The 12,255-nt window shown below is 37.8% G+C and carries 11 protein-coding genes; 9 read left to right on the forward strand and 2 right to left on the reverse strand.

Annotation, left to right across the window (positions count from 1 at the left end; translation table 11 throughout):
* Positions 1-20 precede the first annotated feature (20 nt).
* Positions 21-1,805 carry a hypothetical protein gene (locus tag APF76_16840; protein ID KUO51157.1) on the reverse strand — a complete coding sequence of 595 codons (1,785 nt, stop codon included), beginning with the start codon at positions 1,803-1,805 and terminating at the stop codon, positions 21-23.
* Between the two features lie 220 nt (positions 1,806-2,025).
* Between APF76_16840 and APF76_16845 the strand changes: the two genes are divergently transcribed.
* From APF76_16845 to APF76_16870, 6 genes are all read left to right on the forward strand, one after another.
* Positions 2,026-3,474 (forward strand): hypothetical protein, encoded by a 1,449-nt coding sequence (locus APF76_16845; protein KUO51158.1) that lies wholly within the window; start codon positions 2,026-2,028, stop codon positions 3,472-3,474.
* Between the two features lie 39 nt (positions 3,475-3,513).
* Positions 3,514-4,566, forward strand: coding sequence for a dimethylamine methyltransferase (locus APF76_16850; GenBank protein ID KUO51159.1), 1,053 nt, complete (start codon positions 3,514-3,516; stop codon positions 4,564-4,566).
* Positions 4,567-4,908 (forward strand): dimethylamine methyltransferase, encoded by a 342-nt coding sequence (locus APF76_16855; GenBank protein KUO51160.1) that lies wholly within the window; start codon positions 4,567-4,569, stop codon positions 4,906-4,908.
* A 23-nt stretch (positions 4,909-4,931) separates the two neighbouring features.
* On the forward strand, positions 4,932-5,915 hold the full coding sequence (locus APF76_16860) for a trimethylamine methyltransferase (GenBank protein ID KUO51161.1): 984 nt from the start codon (positions 4,932-4,934) through the stop codon (positions 5,913-5,915).
* A gap of 81 nt (positions 5,916-5,996) precedes the next feature.
* A complete protein-coding gene (locus tag APF76_16865; GenBank protein ID KUO51162.1) occupies positions 5,997-6,404 on the forward strand; it encodes a trimethylamine methyltransferase in 408 nt (135 codons plus the stop codon).
* Positions 6,405-6,650: 246 nt separating this feature from the next.
* Positions 6,651-8,096, forward strand: coding sequence for a hypothetical protein (locus tag APF76_16870; GenBank protein ID KUO51163.1), 1,446 nt, complete (start codon positions 6,651-6,653; stop codon positions 8,094-8,096).
* Positions 8,097-8,289: 193 nt separating this feature from the next.
* Here the strand turns inward: APF76_16870 and APF76_16875 are convergent, their stop codons facing one another.
* Positions 8,290-9,828: a hypothetical protein gene (locus tag APF76_16875; protein KUO51164.1), complete on the reverse strand. Its 1,539-nt coding sequence runs from the start codon at positions 9,826-9,828 to the stop codon at positions 8,290-8,292.
* A gap of 153 nt (positions 9,829-9,981) precedes the next feature.
* Here APF76_16875 and APF76_16880 point away from each other — a divergent pair, with 153 nt between their 5' ends.
* The 3 genes from APF76_16880 to APF76_16890 all read left to right on the forward strand — a co-directional run bounded on the left by APF76_16880 (position 9,982) and on the right by APF76_16890 (position 12,166).
* Entirely contained in the window at positions 9,982-10,284 is a 303-nt protein-coding gene (locus tag APF76_16880; protein KUO51165.1) for a hypothetical protein, read from the forward strand.
* On the forward strand, positions 10,253-11,761 hold the full coding sequence (locus tag APF76_16885) for a hypothetical protein (GenBank protein KUO51166.1): 1,509 nt from the start codon (positions 10,253-10,255) through the stop codon (positions 11,759-11,761). The genes APF76_16880 and APF76_16885 overlap by 32 nt, the downstream gene beginning before the upstream one ends.
* Before the next feature lie 213 nt (positions 11,762-11,974).
* Positions 11,975-12,166, forward strand: coding sequence for a hypothetical protein (locus APF76_16890; protein KUO51167.1), 192 nt, complete (start codon positions 11,975-11,977; stop codon positions 12,164-12,166).
* Positions 12,167-12,255 lie beyond the last annotated feature (89 nt).

Below are 12,255 nucleotides of genomic sequence, written 5' to 3' on the forward strand. Positions count from 1 at the left end.
TTTTTACTAGAGCAATATGATTATCCTAATAAGTCATATTTTTTTAATTTCCGATAAAGCGTGGCTAAACCTATATTCATGTTGTGGGCAATTTGCTTTTTAGCTCTCAAAGAGGTTCCTCCTTTTTGTAAAGCTTCCATAAGCATCTGTTTTTCACTAATCTGAACTCTTTCTTTAAAGTCTTCCGGTTCCGAAATAGGAATATCAATGGGCGTAAACAACCAGGGGGGCAAATATTCATTGGAAATAATTGCTCCGGTAGGAGAAAAGTTAATGGCATATTCCATGGCGTTTTCCAATTCTCTTACGTTTCCTGGCCATGGATAAGATAACAGGACATTGAGGGCTTCTGGGGAAACCCCACGGATATTTTTTTTCAAGCTTGCAGCGTATTTTTCGCACATATAATCAACGAGGAGAGGTATATCTTCTGGCCGTTGTCTTAAAGGGGGAATGACGAGAGGAATGACATTTAGGCGGTAATATAAATCTTCCCGAAATAATTTTTTTGCAATCTGTTCTTTCAAGTTTTGGTTAGTAGCTGAGATAATTCTGACATCCACATGAATTTTTTTTGTTCCACCTATTTTTTGAATGGTTTTTTCCTGCAAAACTCTTAAAATTTTAACCTGCAGGTGTAGGGGCATATCTCCGATTTCATCTAAAAAGATGGTGCCCCCTTCAGCCAGTTCAAATAAGCCGGGTTTTCCGTCGTGTTTAGCCCCTGTAAAAGCACCTTTTTCGTATCCAAATAGCTCACTTTCTAGTAGTGAGTCTGGAATGGCACTACAGTTAATGTCCACAAAAGGTTCCTTTGCCCGAAGGCTGGAATTATGAATAGCCCGAGCAAACAGTTCTTTTCCAGTCCCACTTTCCCCTGTAATCAAGATCGTGGAATAGCTTTGGGCCACATTTAAGGCCATTTTTTTTGCTTCTTTTATAATTAGGCTCTTGCCGATGATATGATCAAATGCTGTTGTTTGTTCCCTCTTGGTAAGACGGTAGGCTACACGATAAATGCTTTCTTCTGGAGAAAAAGACTCTACGGCACCGACGATGGTATCTGCGTCTTTAATTAGAGTAGCATTAGAAACTAGGTTAATGCTTTCTCCTAAGGTATTATTACAGTAGATTTTTTCTTCATAAAATGAAGCAGAATTGGATAAAGCTTTGTTAAGCAAACTGTTGGGAGCTACATTGGATATATGTTTTCCTATAGCGTCCTCTTTAGAAATTCCATAATTTCTTGCGGCAGATTGATTAAAGCAGGTGATGGTGCCGTGCTCGTTGCAGGATATGATTCCCTCGTGTACCGAATTTATGATTGTCTCCAAATATTCATTAGTCCGACACACCTCTTCCATAAAGATAGCTTCCTGAAGTTTTGTTGCCAAAAGATCGGCCATCTTCCCCGTAAAATCAAGGAAAATATTTTGATTGTTTATAAGAATTTCTTTTTGAATTTCGTTAAACCCCACTAAACTTATTACTCCATAACACTTTCCATTTGCGGTGATGGGATAGTAAATACCACCTAAATAATAACAATCATCTTTATCGGGACAGGGAGCACACATTTTGTGTTGACCAGGCTTAGTTAAAACGAATGGATGATTGCTTTCTAGTACGTACCGGTTAATATGGGAATCAGATAACCTTTGATGCAATAGTAGTCCTCTTATTCGCCCTGTGGCACCTAAAACAATGTAATCCTCATCTACAATTTCTGTTTCAACCTTAAGTGCTGCGGAAATCACTTCTGCAACACTTTGTACATCTTTTTGAATTTTATAGAGATAACCCATAAAAACCTCCTCAAAAATTATCGATATTAATAACTTCTTCTCATTTGTTAGAATTCCTTTCTTGAAAGTTGACTATTTCTCAAGTGGTGAGTATTCTTTTTTGTTCCATTAGCCTTTAAAATAATACTAGGAGAGCTTTCAGCAGATTTGTTAAACAGTTGGCATAATGTTTGCAATATATAACAAAAAATAGGAAGACAAAAGGAGGGACAAGTTTTAGATGAATCATGTTAAATGGAAATCAACAATGGAAGTGTTGACAACAAAGGAGATTAATACTGTTCATGAAGCGAGTCTGCACATCCTTGAGAAAACTGGTATTTTAATGCCATTAGACAATCCCAGGTATGATCGCCTTCAGGACTTAGGTGCGAAAGTTGATCGAGAAAATAAAAGGGTCTATTTTCCACCCAATGTTATAGAGGATGCTTTAAAAAAAGCTCCATCCAATTACACACTTTGTGCTAGAGATCCAGAAAATGATCTCCCACTTGATGGTGAACATGGCTACCTTACCCTAGATGGATGCGGAAACCAGGTTATTGATATAGACACTGGTGATGTCTGTTTATCTTCAAAAGAAAGCCTTGGTAACGCCATAAGATTGGCCGACTTCTTACCTCAAATTGCTTTTTTGTGGCCTTGTATTAGCGCTCAGGACTGTAATCCAAGAATTCAACCGTTACATGAACTGCATGCTATGTTGCTAAATTCAAGTAAGCATATTCAAGCAATGACGGCGGTAGATCCTGTAAATGCTCATGGTACCGTGGAAATTGCTGCTGCAGTTGTTGGAGGCAAAGAAAATTTAAAGAATAGGCCGATTATTTCAAATTTCCAGTGTAGTATTAGCCCACTTTCCTATGATGGTCATGGACTTGAAGCAGCTTTGATATTTGCAGAAGCTGGGGTACCAACAGGTTTTATGATCATGCCTATAGGTTGTGCAACTGCACCGGCAACCTTAGCAGGAGAGATTGCTCTTGGAAATGCTGAGATTATTGCCGGAATGGCTTTCTTGCAAATCATGTGTCCAGGCACACCTACTTTTTACGGATCTTGTGCTACCATGATGGAGCTAAAAAGGGGAGGAGTTACCTGCGGGGGACCAGAAGATTTTATACTGCAAGCAGCAGCTGCCCAAATGGCTCATTTCTATCAGGTGCCAGCCAATATAGGCACCTTTGCTACAGGGGCAAAAGCAAGCGATTGGCATGCAGGAGTGGAGAATTCTATATCTGGAGCAGTAAGCATGTTTTCAAAGGCTGATATGATGTGTGGTGCCGGCTTAATTAACGGGGCCAGTACCTTCTCTTTTGAACAGTGTGTCATGGATTGTGAAATTTATGAAATTTTACGAAGGGTGACGCAAGGATGTGATGTAAGCCCTGAAACACTAGCATTGGAAGTAATTGACCAAGTAGGTCCGGGAAATCACTATATGGTAGAAGAACATACAGTCAAGCATTTGAGAGAAGTATGGCAGCCAACGGTGATAGACCGCAGTCTTTATGATGAATGGGTAATAAAAGGTAAACCGTCACCGGAGCAGATTGCCCGGGAAAAAGCCAAAGAGATTTTGGCTAAACACCAACCTATGAAGCTTCAAAATGCCCAAATAGTTCAAGAAATAATAAATGAGTATGAGAAGAAAACCAAAAGAAGGTAAGAAACCAGATACTCGGATAAAAGGAATAGGAGGACACAAATGATTGAAAATATTTTTACCAGAATGGGAGATGGATCTGGAATATATATGAGTCGTGAAGAAATCCAACATGACTTGCAAGAGGGCACCCGTGATGCTGCAGATAGGGGGAATATTTCAGAACTGTCTAAAGAAGAATTAGATTACCTGTTTGAAATTATTGCTTCACCTGTTAATGTTACCAGTGTGATAAGAGGAAAGGAAGTAGTGACTTCTTCGGATTCAGGAGCTTTTAAAATTACTTATCAGGCCAATATAGCTATGGACAGGGCTACGGCTATACAAGTTCATGAGAAGGTTCTCTCGGCGGATTCCCTGGACCTGGGAAATATAGACTACAGCTACAAAGCTGTAAAGTCCATTCTCCATGACGAAGCCAAGGTAATGGAAAATGTACAGTTGAACACCACAATACCGATTTTATACGGAGCCATGCCAAACCTAGGTTTATATACTAAACCAGATGGTCCTGTAGAAAACTGGTCGGAGTTGCTGCCTCTAGGAAAAATAGCTGAAGCTAGAGCTGCTCAGGAAGAGGCAGTTGAGCATGCTGTAAAAGATATGGTGTATATTGCGGAGGGTATGTATGAAGCCGGAGCGGATGGAATGAATTTTGATACCTGTGGTGCCTCAGGGGATGCCGATGTTCTAGCAGCACTAAAGGCAATTGAAATTATAAAACAAAAATACCCTGACTTAGGGATAGAAATGGGTATGGCCGGAGAATTTATTTTAGGTATGCATGGTCAACTAGAATATGATGGAACGCGTCTGGCCGGCTTATATCCTCATAAGCAGGTAGAAATCGCAGAAAAAGCAGGGGTAAACATTTTTGGCCCAGTAGTAAATACCAACAGCAACAGGTCATTCCCATGGAATATTGCCAGAGCAGTAACTTTTATAAAAGCTTGTTCTGAAATATCAAATATTCCAGTTCATGCAAATGTGGGAATGGGGGTAGGAGGCACACCAATGTCACCAGTTCCCCCGGCTGATGCGGTGTCAAGAGCTGTTAAAGCCATAGTAGAGATTGGGAAGGCTGATGGATTGTAGGTGGGTTCCGGAGATCCATTTGGAAATGAAGCGACTCAAGAAGTAGCCGTTGGCATGGGCGGAATTCGTACTGCCGGAGATCTGGTATTACGTCTGCAACTGGCCAAAGGTATGAAGATAACAGAAGCTAAAAAATATGTGGCCCAAAAGTTAGGCATAACGCCATTTGAATTGAGTGACTGCTCAATAATGCGGGAAATACGCGAGGAATTGGATATAGGATATCCTATGCCAAACCATGGGGCAGCTAAGGGAATTGAAGCTAAGATTCGGATTGCTAGTGTGCTTGGCATCAAAATCAATTCTGTGGAAAGATTTAAGAGAAAAACGGATTTAAAATAGATTTTTACAGAAAGGGTGAGGATATGAAAAGAAACTTGCATGCAGGCAGAAATTCATTTATTGGTTGTGGTATTAACCTCTTTAGTGATGAGGATTTAGAGATGATTCATGATGCCACACTAGAAGTACTCGAAGTTGCCGGATTATATGTTCAGAGCAATGATGCTATGGATATCTATGAAGGTGGAGGGTGTATTGTCGATAGGAAAGAACAAATTGTTAAAATCCCCGCTCATATCGTGGAGGAAGCAATAGTTTCAGCTCCTAAAAAGGTGCTTCTAGCCGGAAGGGATCCTAAACATGATATTGTGATGGAAAGCGGCAGAGTTAATTTTTGTCCATTTGGAGAAGGAATTATGGTGATTGATCCTTATACTGGAGAGTATCGAAAATCTACCAAAGCAGACAAAGGAAATGTTGCGAGACTAGTTGATGCCCTGGACCAATATGATATGTTGGAGAATACTGTTGCTCCCCGGGATGTGCATCCAGAAATGGAAAGCTTGCATAATTATGAAGTGACAATTTCAAATACCACAAAACATGTTCCGCAGCCTTGTCATGATAAGCGTTCTGCTCAACTGCTGATAGAAATGGCTGCAGCGGTAGCAGGTGGGAAAGAAAAACTTAAGGACAGGCCTATTGTTTCTGGCTGTACTTGTCCACAAAGCCCATTAACAATTTCGGAAGGGTGCGCTGACCCAATTATTGAATATGCAAAAGCCAATTTACCACAGAATATTTTATCTATGGCTTTAGCAGGTGCTACTTCCCCGGTGACTTTGGCGGGTACATTAGTAACTCATAATGCTGAGGTGCTAGGTGGGATTGTTTTGGCCCAGTTGACGAGGAAAGGGGCACCTGTAATGTACGGTAGCTCTACCTCAATGATTGATTTAAAACTAAGCACAGCCTCGGTAGGTTGCCCGGAACTTGGACTGATAAGTGCAGCCGTGGCTAAGTTGGCTCGATTTTACTTGCTACCCAGCTATGTAGCTGGTACATAGGGCGATAGCAAACTCTCCGACGCACAATCAGGCCACGAAAAAACTTTAACAACCCTTTTACCAGCATTGGCAGGTGCCAATATGATTTACGGTGGGGGCATGTTGGAGATGGGTCTTACCATGAGTTTCGGTCAATTAGTAATGGATAATGAGTTTATTGCAATGACGAGAAAGGTATTGGAAGGAATTCCAGTCAATGATGAGACTTTGGCAGTGGATGTGATCAAAAGTGTAGGTGCACGAGGACACTTCCTGGCCGAGGAGCATACTATAAAACACATGAGGAAATTATCGCAAACTAAGATCATGGACCGCAGGATGCGCCAGTTTTGGACAGAGAAAGGTTCTAAAGATTTGGCAACCACCTGTGATGAAAGGGCAAGGGAAATACTAGAGACGCATAAACCAGATCCATTGCCGGATCATGTCCATAAGAAACTTCTCTCTATTATTAAAGAAAGAGAAGAGGAGTTGGGAATTAATGGGTAAAGAAAGCAGGATATACTAAGCTATTATTCTGCATAGTATAGTAGCAATAACATAAACAAGGAAAGCTGAAGGCAGCAACATTAGGTTGCTGCCTTCAGCATGTTTGAGTAAGGTCTGGGTAGTGTTAATTAGAATATCTTACTCATTAGCATAATATCGGAAAACAGAAATAATATTATAACAAACCTAATTTGCTTTCCATGTCAAGGTAACCTTATTGTTTGATCATCTAGGAGGCTTTTTTAAATGGTGATTCTATATATTAAAAAAAGAATTCTTTATCTGTTATCTATAATATTGCTTATGCTGATTGTATTTCTCACCTATTCTTTACATAGCTCGAATTTTATTAATACTCTTGCCCAATTAAACTCCGCAGAAAGAATTCACTTTTCCACAATTGTGGTAGATACTCACTGTGACACCTTAAATAAAATTTTAGATGAAAACGGCTTCCCCCACATAAATCTAGGTGAAAATACTAATTTTGATGTAGATATTCTCAAGCTGTATGAAGGAGGAATCAATATTCAATTTTTTGCTGTATGGGCACCAGAACGCTATTACCCCGGACAAGTCTTCCAGCAGACTTTAGCCTTACTAAATGGACTCCATTATACTATAGAAAGGAATCCATATGCAATTGGGTTAGCTTCATCAATTAATGATATCGATAGGTTAGTTCAAGGAGGAAGAATTGTAGCTATAGCAGCAATTGAGGGTGCAGATTCTTTAAAAGAACCTGATGGTTCCATATTATTACAACAATACTATGATCTTGGGGTGAGGGTGATAGCTCCAACCTGGAATGATTCAAACCAGCTAGCAGAAGGATGCAGAGGAACATATTATGACAATACTCTCTCACCAAAGGGACTTTCCGATTTTGGCAAGCAAATTATTAAAGAGGCAAACCAATTGGGGTTAATAATAGATGTTAGCCATTTGTCACAGGCAAGCTTTTGGGATGTTATGGACTTAATTGAAGAACCAGTTATAGCTAGCCATTCTGGAGTATATAGTCTTAAAAAACATGCTCGAAATCTCACGGATGAACAAATTATAGCAATAGCTGAAAAAGGCGGAGTGGTTCAAATACTATATCATAAACATTTATTAGCTGATCCTGGTACTCACGTAACGGTAAAAACAGTAGTTGACCACTTTGATTATGTAATCAATCTAGTTGGAATAGACCATGTAGGTCTTGGTTCAGATTTTGATGGAAGGGGCTGCAAAATGCCTGAGGACCTAACAAATACTTCAATGGTAGTTAATATTACTCAGGAGATGCTACGACGCGGTTATTCAAAGACAGGAATAGAAAAAATCCTTGGTAAAAATACTTTAAGATTGTTAAGTGAGGTCTGGAAGGAATCTGCTCCTACTCATTTTGGAGATAATAACTTAATTCCTATTATTCCTTCCCATACGGGAGAAATAATTCAGAATCCTTACCCTACCTTATCCGCAAGAATAAGTGATAATAAAGACATTGAAATTAATGACTACAATTGGCAGGTTATATTAGATGGCATGCTTTATCCACATCAATTCCAAGAATCAACAGGCACAATATCTATTTTATTAAAAGAACAACTACAAGAGGGATTTCATGTAATAACTTTTGCTGCAACAAACCACTCAGACAAAACAATTCGCCAAACAATGATTTTTTATACGGAATACTAAATCTGATGCACTTTTAACCAGAAAGGAAAAAGACCCTTATTAACACCTCTAGGATTAGCATATTTGGCAGGAGTTTTACTAAAAAATGACCATCAAGTCAAAATTTTTCAAAGAGAAGTTGACTTCATTAAAAATGAGTTTAAATTAGACCGAGTCAATAAAAAAATGCTAAAAATGCAAGAAACTTCGCCATTTAATAGATATGGACTTTTTCTACCATTGCTTCAAGCTCAGCAATGGTTTGTTTTTTATGTCTTTTATCTTTTGGTGACTTGTTTATCATAAGGTTCATATAATCCCAAAAGGCCGCAGTCATATTGTTCTCATTAATAGCAAATATGACAGATGGTATTGAAGACTTTCCAACAAGCACTCCAATATCCTCTTTTACATAAAGCATACAACCCGGCAAATGGTTTGTATTTGCCAGATGCACGTTATAGTTTTCAGAAGCCTGAAGAAGTCTAATAATATTTTGAAAATGTCTGCTAATTTCCATTGTTGTATAAAATAGTGGAGTGTCACCAAGCATATCGGAAAAGTTAATCATTACTTTTCCTTCTTTGATATTTTCCAGGTCAGGGATGGTAATTATTTCAGTAAAGCTATGTTTTTGTAAACTATCTTCGAAGTCTTTTATTCGCCTTCTATGGTATGCCAGTAATTTGTCTTTTGTATCACTTTCTATTCGTGAATGAATACTTTCTGCCACATCAAGGGGTATGGTTATACTTGAAAGAGCATCTGTCTTAATAATTCTATTTGCTCCTTCATCCTCAAACTCTGAAAGAACGGTTAAATATTCACCTTTGCTAAAAGGTGTGAATATCTGCATAAGTGGCCTACATAGGCCAAGAAAGTCGTTGTATTCATCTGTAAGTGCCATAATGGCACGTTTATCTGTAATTAGAAAATTAGCAGTATTTTTTGTACCATTTCCTATAGAGGTTGAAACCACAGCAGCGGTATCTGGAGCTACAAACAACGTACGTCTAAATACCCCATCACGAGTTTTTGGATAATAATACGGCTCAATAGTACCGGTCATATAGATTGGTACCCACTGTTTAATAGCAGAGAACATTTCGTCTAGACTACGATTTACGGTATGAATTATTTTTATTTTATTTCCCCTCATTATTATGTGGGACAAAAGTGATGCCCATTTTACAGTAAATTCACGGTTGCCGGTTAACCATTCCATGTCCTCATCGCTGTGTAAAAGCAGAGTTTGCGGGCTTTTGTTTTTTAATACAAGGGATAAAAATTGGATAACTGCATTTTGCTTACCTTCAATACCATACAATACCTCTTCTTTGTATGCATTATTTTCGGATATATTTGAAACATCTATGGCTGCAGCCTGTGGTGCTTTTTTAAAACTAAAGTTTTTAAAACCTTCAAGAAAATTCTCAATAGGTTTTGAATTATCTGCCTCCTCTTCAGAAAACCATTTATATAGAAGATTCGCTATGGTTTCACTATATTCAGGCATAAGTCTTGAGGTGTTTTTTATTGTTTCAAACAGTATTGTCTTTTGATATTCTGCACTACAGTTTTTAGCAAAATATTCGGCCATTTTCTTTATGTAATTCTCATTTTTTGCAGGAGTGCGTATGCCGCGGCGTAATCGACTGACAAATGATGGATCAAGTGAAACATTTCTGGCAAGAACGCTGTTTGCGGTATTAGTAATATTCATTAGGAAATTAAGCTTTTCATTAAATTTCATGCATATCACCCCTTATAATCAATGATATCATCTGTTTAATATTCAAGCAATACACTTGGCACAAGTTGTGTCAGGCTTTTGTCATTGCCAAACCGTGTAAAAGTATTTTCAAGAAAAATTAAGCTGATAGAATAGGTCTAGAGGTGATTTTTCATGAGTGTGGATATTAGGCTCAAAGCAGGTTTTTTCAAAACTCAGCTTTATAGCCTTGGTGTTTGCCAGAACCAGTTAATTTTGATTCCAAAAGAAAATACTGAGCTTAATAGGATTATTGTAACAGCTAACGAGCTAATGTCAGTAACGGTATTCAAACGAGGTTCGAAAATAGTTGAACTTGAAATTAAGACAAAAGATACAAGTTATATTGGACATACTGCTTCAGAGACAAACCTAGAGGAACTTTTCTTTACTTTTTCAGGGGAGTTTGGAAATAAACTTACAATTGTTAATATTTGAGTTTAAGTACCAAAGCACTATTATTGTTCTTCAGCAGGGTTCCATTGGAATGAAAAATGGGGAGGTAGTTTTCTTGGATAGAGTTCAAAAGTATATCATTCTGTCCATAGGTCTGTATTTTGGTTGGTTGTTGTCTGTTCCATTTAACGGACCTATTATATATGCCACCATGGCATTCGTAGAAACTAATATATCAATACCTACAATTTATATATTTTTCCATGCAATAGGACTGTTAGTTCTTGGAATAATGGTAAAAATAGCTGAGCATTGGAGAAGCCTAATTATATATGGAGGTGCTTTATCATTAGTACTTGGTTTATTGGTATTCTTTATGCCACCAATAATGTGGCCATTTATCTATGCAGTCATTGGTTTCTGTTCAGCAATGTTTGTCCTAGGTTGGAGCTATCCTTTTGCCCATGGTATTGATAATAAGTCTAGAATGAAATACATGGCCTTGGCAATAATCCTTGCCAACATTGTATATGTTTTATTAAGTATTCTACTTACTATTTTAACCCTTCAGCTAGTGTATATTATGGCCTTATTATGCATAGTAGTGGCTTTAAGATTTTCCTTGTTATTAACTAGGGTAGAATTTCAAAATATCCAAAACAAAAAAGATGAAATAGAAGAAATTCCAGTATTCCCAGGGGCATTTATGTTAATCGTTAGCCTGCTGATTTTTGGACTGTATATTAATGGTGGGTTTATGTATCAGGTAATGTATCCTTCTTTAGAAAGGTACGAGAATATTGCAGTTTTTTATAGGAATATACCATACATAGCCGTGCTGGCAGTTATGTGGCGATATGGTAATCATCTTCAAAAACAACTGCCAATTTATATGGGAGTATCCTTTATGGGTTTGGCATTCATATCCTTTTTGTTGATGCACAATACTCTTCCAGGGTTTTTCCTGATAGAAACTTTGATACAATCCTCCTTTGCCTTCTTAGATCTTTTCTTTTTTACAATTCTAGGGGATATTTCGGCAATTAATCGGAAACCTATTAGAACATTTGGTTTTGGTATGACAGCCATGGTAGGTGCCATTCTGGTAGGAGGTCTTCTAGGTGGGCAGCTTATGATGATTGGGGAAAGGTATTATTTGTTTACTGCCATGTTTGCTCTTTCAGCCATTTTTTTAACATTTTTGATTATACCGTGGATGTTTAATAAAATCGAAGATTTTTACTACAGCAGCAACCATGAGGAATCCAATAACGAGCTAACAAATATGGAGATTGTTCAAAGTATATTTGAGGCTCATTCACTTACAGTAAGAGAAACAGAAATAGTTGAACATTTACTTCAGGGTTTGACAAATAAGCAAATTGCAGCGGAGTTATACGTGAGTGAAAATACCCTCAAAACCCATATCAAAAACATCTATTATAAATTGCAAATTAAAAGCAGGCGAGAGCTTATGCATAGAGTCCTTGAAAACAAAGAAAATCACTCCTTGGGATAATAAATCACCCTTAGGGGTGATTGTTTTTATAGCCAATAAGTGTAAGCATCTAGTTTAATAGAACATCAAAAGTGGGTGGGTAAAAAAGGAGAGATGAATATATGGATGAACAAAGTCGAAAAATAGTCATCTATTCTGTTGTCATAATAACAATAACTATTCTAACGGTGTATTTGCTCAGTAGTTTTTAAGAAAAAGGGGGCAGGGGAATTAATGAGCTCGGACCAATCAGCATCATTTTTGATTAGAGTATGGAGGAATAAGGAAAACCAATGTGTAGGGCATATTGAAATTATTTTAACAGGACAAAAACTTCATTTTGAAGGATTAGAAAACCTGCAAGTTACCCTAGAAAATTTATTGGAGGAGAAATCACAAGAAATTAAAAAAAGTAACACATTTTAGAATATCACCCATATGGGTGATATTCTTTTACAGGGTATCGGAGCTAAAATAAGTCTAGTAATTCACTATATTTTTCTATCGATGTTCTA

It is taken from the genome of Desulfitibacter sp. BRH_c19, from assembly GCA_001515945.1.
In the GTDB taxonomy this organism is placed as follows: domain Bacteria; phylum Bacillota; class DSM-16504; order Desulfitibacterales; family Desulfitibacteraceae; genus Desulfitibacter.